Here is a 16,884-nt window from a genome sequence, read left to right on the forward strand (position 1 = left end):
GCGGTCACTATAAGCGCGATCGTGCCCGAAGTTGATCTTGTCGGTCAGTTCCGCGCGGCGCACACCAGCGCGAAGCGGTCGTCGGGATCGGTCCAGGTGCGGTCGACGTCGAATCCCGCCTCCGCCAACTCCCGTCGGATCCCGTCGAGGGTGAACTTGGCCGAGATCTCCGTCCGCAGCTGCTCACCCGCGGTGAACTCCACGTCCAGATCCAGCTCCTCCACGCGGATCGACATCGCACGCTCGGCCTCGAGCCGCATCTCGATCCATTCGTTGTCGGCGTCCCACAGCGCGACGTGCCGGAACTCGTCCACCGGGAAGTCGGCGTCGAGCTGCGTGTTGAGTACCTGCAGGACGTTGCGGTTGAACTGGGCGGTCACCCCGGCGGCGTCGTCGTATGCGGGGACGAGGACGGCGGGATCGATCACCAGTCCGACACCGAGGAGGAGGTGCTCCCCCGGTTCGAGGACGTCGGCGATTCCGGAGAGGAACTCCGCACGCTCGGCCGGAACCATGTTTCCGAGGGTGCCACCGAGGAACGCGATCGTGCGGCGCCCACCGCGTGGAAGGTGGTGCAGCGACTCGGTGAAGTCGCTGACGACACCGCGCACGGTCAGATTCGGGAACTCCACGCCGATCTGCTCCGCCGCACCCTCGAGCGCGGACACCGACACGTCCTGCGGCACGTACGTATGGAGACTTCCGTGCCGCGTACCGGCGCCCAGCAGGAGCCGTGTCTTCTCCGAAGACCCGGATCCGAGTTCCACGAGAATCTCCGGCGCCGCGACCTCGGCGATCTCCCCCGAATATCGTCTGAGCAGTTCCCGTTCCGTACGCGTCGGGAAGTATTCGGGCAACGCGGTGATCTGCTCGAACAGCTCGCTCCCGCGGGCGTCGTAGAAGTATTTGGGAGGCAGCCATTTCGGGTTCGACGTGAGCCCTACGGTGGCGTCCTTGCGCAGAGCGGCCTTGAGCTGCTCGGGCTGCAGGTACACCTCGAGGGTCGGTGTGGTGGTCATCGTGCTCCCATCTCGAGCGGGGTGACGAGCAGGTGTCCGGGGCGTGCGCTGACGAAGTGACGGTCCGGAATCGATTGCCATGCGGGGTTGTCGTCGTAGGGTTCGGACATCACGATGGCCCGCTCGTCGTCGACGAGCGCCGACAGCGAGTGATGCCAGGTGGTGGCCCACAGTTCGCTGCCGTTGCCGAGCAGCAGATTCAATCGCGAGTTCGGGGCAGCGGCGACGACGTCCTGTACGAGCGCGCTCATCGCCTTTTCGGGGTCCTGCTCGCCGAGCGCCCGGCGCAGGAGCAGCCACAACGCGGCTGAGTCGGTCGGTGCCTCGAGTTGCAGCAGATCGCTCACGGGGAGTTCCGCGGCGAGCGCGCCGAGCGACTCCGGCCACCCGCGCACCACCCCGTTGTGACTGAAGGCCCAGGTCTCGTCGGAGAACGGTGCACAGGCCGTGTGCTGCACGGGCATCCCGACCGTCGCCGACCGTGCGGCGGCCACCACGGCGCGGGAGCGGATGTTCGGCAACGTCTCTCGCACGACGGGGTCGGACCAGAGCGGCTGGGAACTGCGGTAGCGGGAGAAACCGTCCGATCCCCACCAGCCCACACCGAATCCGTCGGCGTTGACGGTCCCGCCACCTCTCATGTCGCGTGGCGCGTAGGACTGGCGCAGGAGCGAGTTCTCGCCACGACTCAAGAGGTCGCCCACCGACTGCTCCGGTCCCAGATAGCCCAGGTGTCGGCACATCTCAGCGGTCGTCCCCCGGAAGGTCCCGAGCACAGCGGAATCCGGAGAAGATCTGCCTCCGGATCGGGTGGTCCCAGTTGCGGAACGTCCCACGGCACGCCACCGGATCGGTGCCGAACGAACCGCCGCGCAGCACGCGGTAGTCGCCGCCGTAGAACACCTCCGAGTACTCGCGGTACGGGAACGCCGAGAACCCGGGATAGGGCTCGAACGGCGACGACGTCCACTCCCACACGTCGCCGATCAGCTGATGGACGCCGAGCGGGGATGCCCCCGACGGATATGCCCCGACCACCGCGGGACCGAGGTGACGTTGCCCGAGGTTGGCGAGCGAGGAGTCGGGTTCGGCTTCACCCCAGGGGAATCGGCGCGACCGGCCGGTGAACGGATCCCACCGCGCGGCCTTCTCCCATTCGGCTTCTGTCGGAAGTCTCTTGCCGTCCCAGCGTGCGAACGCCTCGGCCTCGAAGAAGCAGACGTGCACGACCGGTTCCTGGAGATGGATCGGCTCGGTCACCCCGAACCTCCGTCGCCACCAGGTTCCGCAACCGTCGTTCTCCCAGAACTGGGGAGCATCCAATCCGGCGCCGAGGCGGTGCGCCCATCCCCGCTCACTCCACAACTCGGGCCGCGCGTAACCTCCGTCGTCCATGAACTCGAGGTAGCGGCCGTTGGTGACGGGGACGGCGTCGATCACGAACGCCGGAACGTGCACGCGGTGCGCGGACCTCTCGTTGTCGAGCGCCCACGGATCGTCCGACGTTCCCATCGTGAATTCGCCGGAGGGAATGACCACTTCGTCCTCGTCCATCGCCCCGCCGACACGCGGCGCGCTCTCCGCGGCCAGCACAGCTGGGCCGGTGCGCAGTTGATGGGTGGCGAGCATCGTTTCGGCATGCTGCTGCTCGTGCTGCGCGATCATGCCGAACGCGAATCCGTTCTCCTCGAGCGGCCGGCCCCGGAACGTGCTGCGGTCGAGCACGTCCCACGACTTGTCTCGAACGGTACGTACGTATTCCCTGGCCTCGTCCGGGTTCAGCAGCGGCAGGGACGGCCGGGAGTTCCTCGAATGTTTGAATGCGTCGTACAACTCGTCGATGTCGCGGCGGACCGGTTCCCGTCCTCCGACGTCCCGCACGAGCCACAACTCTTCCTGGTTGCCGATGTGCGCGAGATCCCACACGAGCGGGCTCATCAACGCGGAATGCTGTGCAACGAGGTCCTCCCCGTCCACACAGTCCGTCAACCCCGCGGTGCGCTCCCGCGCCCGTGTCAACACGGTCTCGATCTTCTCGCGGGTACCCATCAGCGTTCCTCGCTCGGTGCCTGGCCCCGGCAACATCGTTCGGCGGCGGCATCGAGCAGTCTGACGAATTCGGGGTCGGGCGAGTAGGCCGCCGCCAGCGACAGCAGAGCTGTTGCCGCAGCGCGCAGTTCGAGGTCGGCCAGGCCGAACTCGGCCGCGTCCCGCCAGCGTTCGGCGGTGGGCAGCGCCGCGTCGAGCGCCTCGGCCATGGCACCCGGACCCGACAGCAGCGCGTCGATCGCCGCGATGGGAACCCGCCACTGGTCACCCGGTTGCGCGTCGAGGTAGCGCACCTCGAGATGACCGGCCGCGCGCACGGGCGGAAACAGGGTGGTAAGGTGATAGTCGAGGTCGGCGGGCGTCGGGCGACCGATCACGTCGTCCAGTGCGCCCTCGACCCAGTCCGCGAAAGTTGCACCGTCGGGCGCTGTCCAGTCCGTTCCGTCGTTGCGGATGCACAGCAATGGCACGTCCAGTACCCACCCCGCATAGTCCGCGATGTGCGGGGTTCCGGTGGTGCGCGGCGAATCGAGTTCGAGCCACGTTCGCATCCGCTGCGACGCCCATTGCCCGTCGGGTACCCCGTAGAGCCGCGGCGAACACGCGAAGGCCGCGGTCAATGCGGGACCGATGGCATGGAGCAGATGCCACCGCTTCTCCACCGCAACCGGATCTGCCCCGGCGTCCACGCTGATCTGCGTTGCGGCGGTGTTGCACATCATCAGTTTCCCGAAGGGCCCGATGCCGGTGAAGCGGGATTCCATGGCGCAGTACCGCGGCGATTGGAGGAGACGTTGAGCGGGCCGGCGAGTGTCCGCGGCCTCGGACGACATGAGGATCGATCGGGAAGACAGCAGTTCCGCGAGAACCGCCTGATCGGCGGCGAGATAGTCGCACAATTCGCGTGCGGAGTAATAGGGGGCACTGGACAGTTCGATCTGTCCGCCGGGTTCGACCGTGACGGCGCTGCCACCGGGAAGGAGCTGAGCAGGAGAAGAGGGATCGATGGTTCTGGGAGTGTGCGGCCCGAGAGCTTCGGCGAGAGCGGCGAGGTCGGGGCGCACGTATTCCGGCAGTTGCGCGGTCAGCCACTCCAATTCCGCGCCGATCAGCTGCGGTGGCCCCAGTTTGAAGCAGACACCACCCAGGTACGCCTCCGCCGCCGGCCGCGACGTGAAACACGTTGCCTCGACGGACTGAACTGCAGTAGCCATTCGACCCTCCCCTTCGGGCGCCGCCTGAACGTCGTTATCGACATTAGAGCGCCTCGGCCGTCGATGCACGCCCCAACGGCATACTTTTCGGGGAACCTGCACGGGTACGTTCGAGTCCAGTCACCGCGAAAGGGAGGTATCGGACATGCTCGACCTCGAGCAGGCGCGACGGGACACCCCGGGCTGCCTCGACAAGGTGTTCCTCGACAGCGCGGGCTCCTCGCTTCCGCCGACCCCGGTCCTGGACGCCGTGTTCGCGCACCTGCGCAGGGAGGCCGACGTGGGTGGCTACGTCGCGGCCGCCGAACGGGCCGACGACCTCGCGGCCGTGAAGTCGTCCCTGGGCCGGCTGATCGGGGCGAGCGCCGACAGCATCGCCCTGGTGGACAGCGCCACCACCGCCTGGAACGACTTCTTCCACGCCGTTCCGCTCGGGGCCGGGGACCGTGTGCTGATCTCGGAGGTCGAGTACGCCAGCAACGCCATCGCCGTACTGCAGCGGGCGCGATCCGTGGGCGCGACGGTCGACGTGATCCCCAGCGACCCCGCAGGCCAGATCGACGTCGCCGCCCTCGAAACGCTGCTCGACGACCGGGTCCGTCTCGTGTCCCTCGTGCACGTGCCCACCAACGGCGGCCTGGTCAATCCCGTCCGTGAAGTGACGGAGCTGGCACACGCGCACGGCGCGCTGGTGCTGCTCGACGCGTGTCAGTCCGTGGGTCAGATCGCCCTCGACGTCAGCGAGCTGGGCGTCGACGCACTCTCGGCCACGGGCCGCAAATGGCTTCGTGCACCGCGGGGCACCGGCTTCCTGTACGTCCGGCCGGAACTGGCCGCGACCCTCGAGCCGGCCGCCCTCGACCTGCACAGCGCGGAGTGGACCGCCGCCGATGCGTACCGGCTCGCCACCGATGCCAGCCGGTTCGAATTCTGGGAATGCGACGTCGCCGCGCGCCTCGGGCTCGGGGTGGCGGCCGACTATCTCCTCGACCTCGGGGTGGACGACGTCGAGGCGGCCGTCGCGGCCGGGGCCGAGCACCTCCGGTCGGGGCTCGCGGCGATCCCCCGTGTCACCGTGCGCGACCTCGGCGCCCGCCGCTGCGGAATCGTCTCGTTCACCGTCGACGGGTTCGATCCCGGCGACGTCCGGAAACAGCTGGCTGCCCGCAACGTCACCGTCACGGCCAGCCTGCGCGGATCGACACTGCTGGACATGAGCGCCCGCGGGCTGGACGCCGTGGTGCGGGCATCGCCGCACTATTTCTGCTCCCCGGACGACCTCGACCGGTTCCTCGCGGAGGTGCGGACACTCGCGAACTAGCGCACTGAGCTGGAACTCACCCGGGAACCAGGACTTCGCGATGACGGACCAGGGAGGGCGATCGGGCGTACTTCCGCACCCCGGGCCGGGCGTCCGAGAACAAGCGGCTGCGCAATTTCCCCGACGTCCGGATCCGTCCGTGCACGTGGTCCGCCAAACCGACGGGCCCGCAGGCGCAGGCCACGGCGCGACTGCTGTCCGGTGAGGAGGCGCGGGCCGCGGGCGCCCTGATCGACGAGAAGTATCCCGTGGTGCAGCGGATCGGGGTGCATCTCGCGCACCGTCTGGCACGCACGTCGACGCTGCACTACGAGCTGTCCGGCGTGACGGACATGCCCCACAGCCGGGCCCTCGCCGACCTCCGGACGCGACGTCCCACTGACCGGGAGATCCACCGATTCGGGTTTTGTAACAGGTTACAGTTTGAGGGTAACCCACGTCACACCACACCTGTGACCGCCCGAGAGGACTTCCACCCATGGTCGACGCCACACCGATCCGCCCCCGGTCCGCAGCAACGGTCGCCGAGTGGGACTACGAGGCCGACGTCGTGGTCGCGGGGTACGGCATCGCCGGTGTGTCCGCCTCCATCGAGGCGGCGCGCGCCGGCGCCGACGTCCTGGTCCTCGAACGCACCAGCGGCTGGGGCGGTGCCGCCGCTCTCGCCGGCGGCTTCATCTACCTCGGCGGAGGGACGCCGCTGCAGAAGGCGTGCGGGTTCGACGACTCTCCCGAGAACATGAAGACGTTCATGATGGCGGCGCTCGGCCCGGGTGCCGACGAGGAGAAGATCACCGACTACTGCGAGGGCAGCGTCGAGCACTACAACTGGCTCGTCGACTGCGGTGTCCCGTTCAAGGAGAGCTTCTGGGGCGAACCCGGCTGGGAACCGCCGTTCGACGACGGACTCATGTACTCGGGCGGCGAGAACGCGGCGCCTTTCAACGACATCGCGACTCCCGCACCGCGCGGCCACGTTCCGCAGATGGACGGCAAGAGGACCGGCGAGAAGGGTGGCGGCTACATGCTGATGAAGCCGCTCGTCGAGACCGCCGAAAAGCTCGGGGTCCGAGCCGAATACGACATGCGCGTCCAGACTCTCGTCACGGACGACACCGGTCGCGTCGTCGGGATCGTCGCCAAGCAGTACGGCAAGGAGGTGGCAGTCCGGGCGCGCCGCGGCGTCGTCCTCGCCACCGGCAGCTTCGCCTACAACGACAAGATGATCGAGGCCCACGCGCCGCGACTGATCGGCCGCCCCGGAGCCGCCATCGAGGAGCACGACGGACGGTCGATCCTCATGGCGCAGGCCCTGGGCGCCGATCTCGCCCACATGGACGCCACCGAGGTCGCGTTCGTCTGCGACCCCCAGTTGATCGTCCGCGGCATCCTGGTCAACGGCCGGGGGCAGCGCTACGTTCCGGAGGACACGTACTCCGGACGGATCGGCCAGATGACCCTCTTCCACCAGGACAACCAGGCGTTCCTCATCATCGACGAGGCGTCCTACGAGGAGGGCGCGGCCGCCACCACGGCCACGCCGTTCCTGCGCGTCCAACCGAAGTGGGCGGCGGAGACCGTCGAGGAACTCGAATCGGACATGGGCCTGCCCGCCGGCGCTCTTCAGTCGACCGTCGAGGTCTACAACAAGCACGCCGCGGAAGGATCGGACCCGCTGCTGCACAAGAAGTCCGAGTGGGTAAAGCCGATCGGCACCCCCGTCGCGGCACTCGACCTGCGCGGGTTCACCCTCGGCTTCACGCTCGGCGGCCTGCGGACGACCGTGAACTCCGAGGTACTGCACGTCTCCGGCGAACCGATCCCCGGCCTCTTCGCGGCGGGACGGTGCACGTCCGGCGTGTGCGCGGGCGGCTACGCGAGCGGCACCTCCCTCGGCGACGGCAGCTTCTACGGCCGCCGCGCCGGGATCAGTGCGGCGGGGCAGGCCTGACCGGACTACCCGACGAGCCGGACCGTCACGCCGGCCGCGAACCGGTAGGGCTGGGTGCTCAGGACCGCGCCGAGACTCTTGCGCAGACGCGAGACCTCGGCGCGGACCGCCACCACGTGGTCGCGGTCGCCGAACAACGATTCGCTGAGTGAGGCGGCGTCGACGCCCGCCGGTCCCGCGACCGACAGCACCCGCAGGATCTGGGCGTGCCGGGGCGAGAGCGCCCGCGTCCAGTTGACGTCGCCCCGGACCGTCACGTGCGGCGCGTCACCGAGGTCGAGTTCCAGTTCGATGGCCGCCCCGCCGACGCGCCTGCGCACCAGCCAGCCGTCGCCGAGCGGTTCGGGCACGCACAGCCCGAGCCCCGGGACGAGCAGTGGCCGGTCCAGGCTCGGCGGCGCGACCCGCTCCGGGGCCGCGATGCCACTCGCCTCCGCGACCCACCCGTGCTTGTCGACGACCAGCGCCGGACCGCCCGCCGACGCCAGCAACGGTGCCGCCCGGCCGCGCAGCTTGTCCAGTTGCGCCGTGTGCTCACGCCACAGCGTCGCCTCGGCCAGACGCACCGCGGTGCGGACGAGCGCGACCGTGGTCGGGTGAATGGACATCGCCGACCCACTGATGTCGACCACGCCGAGAATCTCACCGGTGCGCGGATCGTGAACCGGCGACCCGGTGCACGACCAGCCGTGATGCGAGGGGGCATAGTGCTCGGCCGAGAAGAGTTGCACCGCAGCATCTTCGATCAGCGCCGTGCCGATCGCGTTGGTGCCGACCGCCTGCTCCGCCCAGCGCGCACCCTCCGTGAATCCCAGGGCATCAGCCGCTTTCCGGACCCCGCGGGAACCTTCCCGCCACAACAGGACACCGTCGGCGTCGGCGATGACCACGATGAAGTTCGCATCGTCCGCGACCTGCGTCAACGTGCTGCGCAGTTCCGGGAGCACGGTTCGCAGCGCCGTCCGGGTGCGCCGCGCCTCGATCTCGGAGAAGTCGGCGGGCTCCACGTCCGCGCAGAGGTCCGGGCTCACACCGCCGGCCTGCAGACGGGACCACGACCGCGCCACCACGCCCCGCGGAAGGGCGGGCGGCTGCTGCCCGGACAGCACGGCGTCGTGCACCCGGCTGAGCAGCCGCGCATGTCGCGGCAGATCCACACCGCTTGCCACTGCGGTCAGCCGGTCTGCGGTCGGACGTTCAGCGCTCACAAGGCCGAGGCTACCCCCGGCTTTGTGAGCCACACCACTGTCCGTCATCGGATCGGCTGCAACCCTTCCTCCTGAGCCTTGATCTGGAAGGCCAGATACTTCGAGTAGTGCCGGGACTGATGCAGGTTGCCGGCCATGAACCAGAAACCCGGATGACCGGACCGGCGCCACACCGTGCGCAGCTCGCCCTCGTCGTCGAGGCCCCACACGTCCTGGCAGCGGTCCGCGACCGCGTCGCCGAGGAACTTGCGGGCGCTCTCACGCATGTTCTTGTATCCCGTCGCGAGAACCACCACGTCCACCGGCATCTCGGTGCCGTCGGCGAACACCACCCCGTCCGGGGTGAAGTGATCGATCTCGGTTCCCTGCTTCACCGTCACCTCGCCGCTCGCGATCAGCTCGGATGCGCCGACGTCGATGTAGTAGCCGCCGCCGCGTCGCAGGTACTTCATGAACAGGCCGCTGCCGTCCTCGCCGAAATCGACCTTGAATCCGGCCTTCCGCAGACCGTCGAGCATCTCCGCGTCCTTCTCGGCGATGGCCTCCGTCGCCCCCGCGTGAATTCCCGCGAGCAACGGGTACGGCAGCGACGCGAAAATCAGGTCGGCGTCCTGCACCGCGGGCCCGCCCTCCTCGTACACGCCGCCGAACAGTCCGGGGATACCGTGCTTGCTGCTCATCACATACGTGGACGAGCGCTGCAGGATGGTCACATCCGCACCCTGCTCGTTGAGTTCCTGGGCGATGTCGTGGCCCGAGTTGCAGCAGCCGACGACGAGGGCCTTCTTGCCCTGCATCTCCCGGCCGCCGACGAACCAGCTCGAATGCTCGATGGTTCCCTCGAACGTGTCGGCGCCAGCGATCCGCGGAATGTTCGGCACCCCACTCATTCCCGTGGCGAGGACGACGTGCCGGGGGTGCAGCGTGCGGGTGGAGCCGTCGTCGCGGGCGACGGTCACGGTCCATTCGCCGGTGGCGTCGTCATAGCTGCCGCCGGTGAACTCGGTTCCCGTCCACACGTTGAGTTCCATTGCGTCGGCGTAGAACTCGAACCAGTTCGCGAGCTTGTCCTTGGGCGTGAACACCGGCCAGTGGTCGGGGAAGTTCAGGTACGGCAGGTGGTCGTACCAGACCGGGTCGTGCAGGACCAGCGAGTGGTAGCGCTTTCGCCAGCTGTCACCGATCCGGTCGTTTCGCTCCACCAGCAGGGTGTCGACTCCGAGCTGTCCCAGACGGGCGGCGAGGGCGAGACCACCCTGGCCGGCGCCGACGATCACGACCGCCGGCTGCTCGGTCTCGAACTCGCCCTTGGCGGTTCGCCGGTCGAGCCAGTTGATCTTGCCGCGGTGGGCGCCGTGATTCGTGCCCTGAACCCGCCGATGCCCCTTCTTCTCCTCGTGACCCTTGATCTCCTCCATCGCGCTGATCAACGTCCAGGCACGCCACTCGCCGTCGTCGTCGCGCCTCAGCCGAACGAAACCGCGGCTGCGGGCCAGGGTCGTCTCGAATGTGAAGAAGGCCTGTATCCAGTCACCCTCCGGATCGGCCACCGCCTCGGCGGGGTGCGCGGGTGAGAGGACGAGGTGGCGCGGCTCGTGCACCGGAACCGAATCCGCGAGGCGCGACTCGATGTCCGCGCGACCGTGCGTGGTGTGCAGATCCCAGGTGAACGACAGCAGGTCGCGCCACCAACCGTCGATCAGGAAGTGCCCTGCGGCCCCGCGCACGTCGCCTCGTTCGAGGGCGGCACCGAATCCGGCCAGCCAGCGCCGGGCGATGTCACCCGGCTGCGGGATGGCGGTGTCGACGGGTGCGTCGATTGTGGCGGTCATGATGTCCTCCGTCGTCGGGAATCGAGAAGTTCGATACCTCTGTGATACGGGTCACAAGGACGGGGCGGCAGGGTTGCATCGGATTGCACCGGCCTCACCTCGTCGTCGCGCAGCCCGCCCGACGACACCCGATTAGCAGGTCAGCAGGCCATCCGGTAGAGTTCCATAAGTTGTCTCGGCGAGGGTGAACCAGAAGTTCCAAATGGCTGGCTCACCGTGATCGACGCGGCGACGGCTCTGCTCGAGCGTTTCGCTCCTGGCCGTCGCGTGTTCGTCCCTCGTCGACTCGAACCGCCCGCCAGTTACCACCGTGAGTTGTAGGAGCCGTTTCACCATGTCTGACGAAAATCGCCTCGTAGCCGCCGTGCGCACCGAGTTCGGCAAGGGTGCCGCCCGCCGCGCGCGCCGCGACGGCCAGGTCCCCGCGGTCCTGTACGGCCACGGTGAGGACCCCCGCCACCTGAACGTCCCCTCCCGCGACTTCGCCGCGATCCTGCGCGCGCACGGCACGAACGCCATCCTGACCCTCGACATCGAGGGCAAGGAGCAGGTCGCGCTCACCAAGTCGGTCGTGGTTCACCCGATCCGCAACTACATCGAGCACGCCGACCTCCTCGTCATCAAGAAGGGCGAAAAGGTCACCGTCGACGTTCCCGTCGTCGTCACCGGTGAGGCCGCTGCCGGCACCCTGGTCGCGCAGGACGCCGCCACCATCTCCCTCGAAGCGGACGCGCTGCACATCCCCGAGCAGATCGAGGTCTCGGTCGAGGGCCTCGAGGTCGGCACCCAGATCCTGGCCAACCAGCTCGAGCTGCCCAAGGGTTCCACCCTGCAGGCCGACGAGGAACTGCTCATCGTCAACGTCGTCGCAGCCCCGACCGCTGCTGACCTCGAAGAGGAGACCGGCGAAGCCGCCGCCGAGACCGCCGAGGCTCCGGCCGAAGAGGGCGCCGAGAGCTGATCCTCTCGCAACCGCACTGATGTCGGCGGCGCGTCGTCCCGGATTGTCCGGGGTGACGCGCCGCTGTCGTCTGACACGACCCCCTCACGCATGGAAGGACCCTGTCGGTGAGTGAAGACACCGCTCTGGTGGTGGGCCTGGGCAACCCGGGACCGCAGTACGAGAAGACCCGGCACAACGTCGGCTTCATGGTGGCCGGCGTGCTGTCCGCTCGCATGGGTGGCAAGTTCAGCGCGCACAAGAAGAGCGGCGCCGAGATCGTCCAGGGCCGACTCGAGGGCCGTCCGACGATCCTCGCCAAGCCGCGGTCGTTCATGAACCTGTCCGGTTCCGCCGTTGCCGGCCTGGCCCGGTTCTTCTCCGTCGATCCGGGCAACATCGTGGTCATCCACGACGAACTCGACCTCGACTTCGGGACCATTCGCCTCAAGCAGGGCGGCGGCGAGGGCGGGCACAACGGACTGCGGTCCATCTCGAGCGCACTCGGCACCAAGGACTACCTGCGCACCCGCGTCGGGATCGGCCGACCCCCCGGACGGATGGATCCGGCGTCGTACGTGCTGAAGCCGTTCTCCTCGGTGGAACGCAAGGAACTCGACCTGGTCTGCGAAGAGTCGGCCGACGCCGTCGAACTGGTCCTGCGCGTCGGGCTGGAGGCCGCGCAGAACCGCCTGCATTAGGCGCTCCGCGCCCGTGCGCCAATCTGGTTGTCCCAGCTACCAAAAAGGCGCACGGCGCGAAGCGCCTAGTGGACCAGATTCGCCGACGTGGCGCGGCGGAGTTTGCCCGACGACGTCTTGGGGATGCTGCCGGGGCCGAGCACTGCGACGGTGCGGGGTCGTACTCCGACCTCGGAGAACACGGCGTGCACGACCTCGTGCTCGATTCGCTTGACCACTTCGGGGTCCTGGTAGTCGTTGGTCTCCACCGCGACGGCGAAACTTTCCCGCTTCTGCCCCGCGTCGAGGCGGACGGCCACCGCGTTGCCGGGACGCACGCCGGCGACGGTGCCCGCGGCCCGCTCGATGTCCGTCGGATAGATGTTGCGGCCGCCCATGATGATGACGTCCTTGACGCGGCCGCACACGACGACGAGGCCCTCTTCGGTGAAGTAGCCGACGTCGCCGGTGTTCAGCCAGCCGTCCGCGTCCTGGGCGGGCTTGTGGCCGTCGACCGTGATGTATCCAGGGGTGACCGCCTTGCCGCGGACTTCGATGATGCCGACACCGCGGGTCGGGAGCAGCTCACCCTCACTGTCGACGACGCGTCCCTCGAGGTTCGGCACCATCTTTCCGAGGGTGGCGAGGGCACGCGCGTTCGGCTTGCTCGACGGGACGGCGCGCTGCATGGCCTCGAGGAGATCCGGGTCGACGAGGTCGAGGACCTGGCCCTGATCCGGATCCGGGATGGAGACGGCGAGGGTGGTCTCGGCCATGCCGTAGACGGGGGCGAGTGCCGACGGGTTCAGGCCGAAGCGGGCGCCCGCCTCGGCGAGCTTGTTCATCGTCTCGGGGTCGACGGGCTCGGCACCGTTCCACATGTACCGGACGGTGCTGAGGTCGACGGCGCCGTCCTCCGCCTGCTTGAGGCGGCGGGCGAGCAACGAGTACGCGAAGTTGGGGGCGGCCGTCACGGTGCCCTTGTACTTGCCCATCAGCTCCGCCCACAGCAGCGGCGTGCGGAGGAAGTCCATCGGGGTGATGCTCACGACCTCCGCGCCGACCTGCATCGGCACGCTGAGGAACCCGACCATCCCCATGTCGTGGAACAGGGGCAGCCAGCTGATCATCACGTCGTCCTCGATGGAGAACTTGATGCGGTCGATCATGGCGTAGGCGTTGGTGTAGAAGTTCTCGTGCGTGATCTGCACGGCCTTGGGCGAACCGGTGGAACCGGACGTGAGCTGCTGCAGCGCGATGTCGCTCTCGAACGTCTCGACTGGGTCGATGTCCGTGCCCTCGTTCAGCTCGGCCACCGTCACCACGGTGATGCCGCGCTCCTCCAGCAGCGGCTTGGCGGCGTCGAACGGCGCACCGAGGATGACGGCTTTCGCCTGAATCATGTTGATGACGGTCTCGGTGTCCTTGGCCCACACGGCCAGGTCGGTGCGCGGCGTCGGCTGATGCAGCATGGTGACGGACGCCCCGCGCATCCAGGTGCCCTGGCAGGAGGGCGCGATGTCGACGGGCTGACCGGCGAGGATGCCGATGGCGTCGCCGTGGCCGATACCTGCCTCGGCGAGCGCCCCCGCCATACGGCGCGCGGTCTTGTGGATCTCGCCCCACGGCTGCCGCAACGGCGCGTCGGGCTCACCCGTGTTGAGGCCACGGGTGCTGCTCGCCGCGGTCGCGTACATCTCGTCGGTGAACTTGCTCACAGTCTTCCTCCTGCACATACGGGTGTCCGAACGCAGAAACGGTGTACTCCGGAGCGCCCCGACGACTCACCCATATAAATCCCTCACCGGCCTCCGATCGTTACTCCTCCCTGGATGTGACTGTGCTGCGAGTTCGTGTTCGGCACCCGAGTAACCTGGTATGCGGCCACACGGCCTTCCTACACGCATCCCGTCCCCCGAGAGGTTCTTCGTTGACTACCCCGTCCGACTCGGCCGACACCATTCCAGCCGAGGCGGCGCCTGTCGCCACATCCGGCTCACCGGAAGTGAAATCCGAGGCATCCGCCTCACCGGTGGGGAAATCCGAGAAGGGTGTCCGGGCAGAGGCGTCGCGTCGCCGCACGTTCGCCGTGATCTCGCACCCCGACGCCGGTAAGTCGACGCTGACGGAGGCTCTCGCGCTCCACGCGAAGGTCATCTCCGAAGCGGGCGCGGTCCACGGCAAGGCGGGCCGCAAGTCGACGGTGTCCGACTGGATGGAGATGGAGAAGGCCCGCGGCATCTCGGTCAGCTCCACTGCCCTGCAGTTCAACTACCGCTCCACCGAGGCGTCGGTGGACGAGCCGGTCGACAACGTGATCAACCTGGTGGACACTCCCGGCCACTCCGACTTCTCGGAGGACACGTACCGCGTCCTGACTGCGGTCGACGCCGCAGTCATGCTGATCGACGCCGCGAAGGGTCTCGAACCGCAGACGCTGAAGCTGTTCCAGGTGTGCCGTCACCGTGGAATCCCGGTAATCACGGTCATCAACAAGTGGGACCGGCCGGGCCAGACGCCGCTCGAGCTTCTCGACGAGATCCAGGAACGCATCGGTCTCACCCCCACTCCCCTGTACTGGCCCGTCGGGATCGCCGGCGACTTCCGGGGCCTGCTGCGGCGCGGCGAGGACGGTGCCCCGCGGGAGTACATCCGGTTCACGCGGACCGCGGGTGGCGCGAAGATCGCCCCCGAAGAGGTCATGGATGCCGACGCCGCCCTCGCGAAGGAGGGCTCCGAATGGGAGACCGCCGCGGAGGAGAGCGAGCTGCTGTCGGCCACCGGTCAGGACCACGACCAGGAGCTGTTCCTCGGTGGCCAGACGTCGCCGGTGATCTTCGCGTCGGCGATGCTCAACTTCGGTGTCCGCCAGATCCTCGACACGCTGGTCGAGCTGGCGCCGCCGCCGCGCGCCCGGGAGGACGTCGCCGGCACCCCTCGCGAGGTCACCGACCCGTTCAGCGCGGTCGTCTTCAAGGTCCAGGCCGGCATGGACACCGCGCACCGCGACCGGCTGGCGTTCATGCGCATCGTGTCGGGCGTGTTCGAGCGCGGCATGGTGGTCACCCACGCCCAGACCGGCAAGCCGTTCACGACGAAGTACGCGCAGACCGTGTTCGGTCGCGAGCGTTCGACCGTGGAATCTGCGTACCCCGGCGACGTGGTGGGACTGGTCAACGCCACCGCGCTCGCCCCCGGCCACACCCTGTTCTTCGAGAAGAAGGTGGAGTTCCCGCCGATCCCGTCGTTCGCGCCGGAGCACTTCTCCATCCTGCGGGCCGAGAGCGCGGGCAAGTACAAGCAGTTCCGGCGGGCCGTGGATCAGCTCGATTCCGAGGGTGTCGTGCAGATCCTCCGCAACGACCTGCGTGGCGACGCCTCCCCGGTCATGGCGGCCGTCGGCCCGATGCAGTTCGAGGTGGTCGCGGCGCGGATGAAGGCCGAGTTCAACGTCGAGGCCCGAATGGAACCCCTGGGCTACGCGTTGGCGCGGCGCACCGACGCCGAGTCGGCCGACGAGCTGAACCGTCAGCGCGGCGTCGAGGTGTTCACCCGCTCGGACGGGGTGATGCTGGCTCTGGTCAGCGACAAGTGGCGCCTGCAGTACATCCAGAAGGAGCTGCCCGACCTCACGCTCGAGCCGCTCGTGGCCGCCGCCGACTAGCGTCCCGAGGCGCTGACGTACGTTCGAAGCCTCGATCCATCGACGGGGTACGCACCCCGCCGATGGATCGAAGACACTACTGCGCCAGCACTTTCCGCCCCGCCGCCACGATCTGCTCCAATTCGTACCTGTGCTGGGCGCTGGCGTCGACGAGCGGCGCGCGCACCGAGCCGGCGTCGAGGCCGGTGAACGTCACGCCCGCCTTCACCAGAGCGACCGCGTACCCGGGGGTGGTGTCGCGCAGCCGAACCAGCGGATGGAAGAACTCGCGGTTCAGCGAGTCGACCAGCTCGGTGTCGTCTTCCTCGAGCGCCCGGTAATAGGCGAGAGACACATCGGGTGCGAATGCGAACGTCGCGGAGGAATAGAGCGTGACGCCGATGCTCCGGTAGGCCTGCTGCGAGACCTCGGCGGTCGGGAGGCCGTTGAAGAACTGGAATTCCTTGTCGCCGAGTGAATCACGCAGGGTACGAACGATTCGCGACGTCAGGTCGAGGTCGCCGACGCCGTCCTTGAATCCGACGACCTTCGGCAGTCGCGCGACCGCGAGAGCACTCTGCTCGGTGAACTGACCGTTCGCGCGGTGGTACACGATGACCGGGAGGTCGCTCGCCTCCGACACCTGCGTCACGTACTCCACCAGCCCCTGGGCCGGTGCGCCGACGAGGTAGGGCGGCAGGAGCAGGATGCCGTCAGCTCCCGCGTCCTCGGCGATGGCGACGAATTCCTTCGCGACGGGCAGGGCTCCGCCGGCGCCGGCGAAGACCTGGACGCGGCCCTTCGTGGCTGCGACCACCGTTTCCACCACGGTCCGGAACTCGGCGGCGGACAGCGCGTGGAACTCGCCGGTCCCGCATGCGGCAAACACTCCACCCGGTCCGGCCGCGACACCGGATTCGATGTGCTGGGCCAGTGCGGGAAGGTCGACGTCGCCGTTGCCGTCGAACGGTGTGACAGGGAAGAAGAGAACTCCGTCAAGCATGGATGGCTCCTTGGATCATTGGTC

The 16,884-nt window shown here is 68.3% G+C and carries 13 protein-coding genes and 1 pseudogene; 6 read left to right on the plus strand and 8 right to left on the minus strand.

Features of this window, described 5'->3' with window-relative positions; genetic code table 11:
* Positions 1–44 precede the first annotated feature (44 nt).
* From egtD to egtA, 4 genes are read right to left on the minus strand one after another with little or no spacing between them, the layout of a single operon-like run.
* Entirely contained in the window at positions 45–1,019 is a 975-nt protein-coding gene (gene egtD, locus ACNJ7E_RS37605; RefSeq protein WP_280781403.1) for an L-histidine N(alpha)-methyltransferase, read from the minus strand.
* Positions 1,016–1,762, minus strand: a complete 747-nt coding sequence (egtC, locus tag ACNJ7E_RS37610; protein WP_418342230.1) for an ergothioneine biosynthesis protein EgtC — start codon at positions 1,760–1,762, stop codon at positions 1,016–1,018. Before egtC ends, egtD begins: the two co-directional genes overlap by 4 nt.
* A 1-nt stretch (position 1,763) precedes the next feature.
* Complete coding sequence (gene egtB / locus ACNJ7E_RS37615) at positions 1,764–3,068, minus strand: ergothioneine biosynthesis protein EgtB (RefSeq protein WP_418342231.1); 1,305 nt, start codon at positions 3,066–3,068, stop codon at positions 1,764–1,766.
* Positions 3,068–4,282: an ergothioneine biosynthesis glutamate--cysteine ligase EgtA gene (gene egtA / locus ACNJ7E_RS37620; protein ID WP_280781400.1), complete on the minus strand. Its 1,215-nt coding sequence runs from the start codon at positions 4,280–4,282 to the stop codon at positions 3,068–3,070. The genes egtB and egtA overlap by 1 nt, the downstream gene beginning before the upstream one ends.
* Positions 4,283–4,427: 145 nt before the next feature.
* Here egtA and ACNJ7E_RS37625 point away from each other — a divergent pair, with 145 nt between their 5' ends.
* From ACNJ7E_RS37625 to ACNJ7E_RS37635, 3 genes and pseudogenes are all read left to right on the plus strand, one after another.
* Positions 4,428–5,603 (plus strand): aminotransferase class V-fold PLP-dependent enzyme, encoded by a 1,176-nt coding sequence (locus tag ACNJ7E_RS37625; RefSeq protein WP_105413279.1) that lies wholly within the window; start codon positions 4,428–4,430, stop codon positions 5,601–5,603.
* A gap of 53 nt (positions 5,604–5,656) precedes the next feature.
* Positions 5,657–5,941: pseudogene (locus ACNJ7E_RS37630) on the plus strand (PNPOx family protein); the annotation flags it as partial.
* Positions 5,942–6,081: 140 nt separating this feature from the next.
* The gene (locus ACNJ7E_RS37635) at positions 6,082–7,554 is read left to right on the plus strand and encodes an FAD-dependent oxidoreductase (protein ID WP_418342232.1); all 1,473 of its coding nucleotides are present in this window, start codon (positions 6,082–6,084) and stop codon (positions 7,552–7,554) included.
* 5 nt (positions 7,555–7,559) lie between these two features.
* Here the strand turns inward: ACNJ7E_RS37635 and ACNJ7E_RS37640 are convergent, their stop codons facing one another.
* Positions 7,560–8,810 (minus strand): GAF domain-containing protein, encoded by a 1,251-nt coding sequence (locus ACNJ7E_RS37640; RefSeq protein ID WP_418342233.1) that lies wholly within the window; start codon positions 8,808–8,810, stop codon positions 7,560–7,562.
* Positions 8,807–10,594, minus strand: a complete 1,788-nt coding sequence (locus ACNJ7E_RS37645) for a flavin-containing monooxygenase (protein ID WP_418342234.1) — start codon at positions 10,592–10,594, stop codon at positions 8,807–8,809. The genes ACNJ7E_RS37640 and ACNJ7E_RS37645 overlap by 4 nt, the downstream gene beginning before the upstream one ends.
* A gap of 334 nt (positions 10,595–10,928) precedes the next feature.
* On the opposite strand from ACNJ7E_RS37645, the gene ACNJ7E_RS37650 reads away from it, so the two are divergent.
* Together ACNJ7E_RS37650 and pth are read left to right on the plus strand one after the other, a co-directional pair.
* Entirely contained in the window at positions 10,929–11,555 is a 627-nt protein-coding gene (locus ACNJ7E_RS37650) for a 50S ribosomal protein L25/general stress protein Ctc (protein WP_105413284.1), read from the plus strand.
* A 107-nt stretch (positions 11,556–11,662) separates the two neighbouring features.
* Positions 11,663–12,235, plus strand: a complete 573-nt coding sequence (gene pth / locus ACNJ7E_RS37655; protein WP_005238771.1) for an aminoacyl-tRNA hydrolase — start codon at positions 11,663–11,665, stop codon at positions 12,233–12,235.
* A 65-nt stretch (positions 12,236–12,300) separates the two neighbouring features.
* On the opposite strand, the gene ACNJ7E_RS37660 is transcribed toward pth, so the two are convergent.
* Positions 12,301–13,932, minus strand: a complete 1,632-nt coding sequence (locus ACNJ7E_RS37660) for a fatty acyl-AMP ligase (protein WP_418342235.1) — start codon at positions 13,930–13,932, stop codon at positions 12,301–12,303.
* A gap of 212 nt (positions 13,933–14,144) precedes the next feature.
* Here ACNJ7E_RS37660 and ACNJ7E_RS37665 point away from each other — a divergent pair, with 212 nt between their 5' ends.
* A complete protein-coding gene (locus tag ACNJ7E_RS37665; protein WP_317568146.1) occupies positions 14,145–15,878 on the plus strand; it encodes a peptide chain release factor 3 in 1,734 nt (577 codons plus the stop codon).
* Between the two features lie 76 nt (positions 15,879–15,954).
* Here the strand turns inward: ACNJ7E_RS37665 and ACNJ7E_RS37670 are convergent, their stop codons facing one another.
* Positions 15,955–16,860, minus strand: coding sequence for a 5-dehydro-4-deoxyglucarate dehydratase (locus ACNJ7E_RS37670; RefSeq protein ID WP_418342236.1), 906 nt, complete (start codon positions 16,858–16,860; stop codon positions 15,955–15,957).
* Positions 16,861–16,884 lie beyond the last annotated feature (24 nt).

Origin of the sequence: Rhodococcus mengyinensis (assembly GCF_048381435.1) — a bacterium.
Lineage (GTDB): Bacteria > Actinomycetota > Actinomycetes > Mycobacteriales > Mycobacteriaceae > Rhodococcus_F > Rhodococcus_F opacus_D.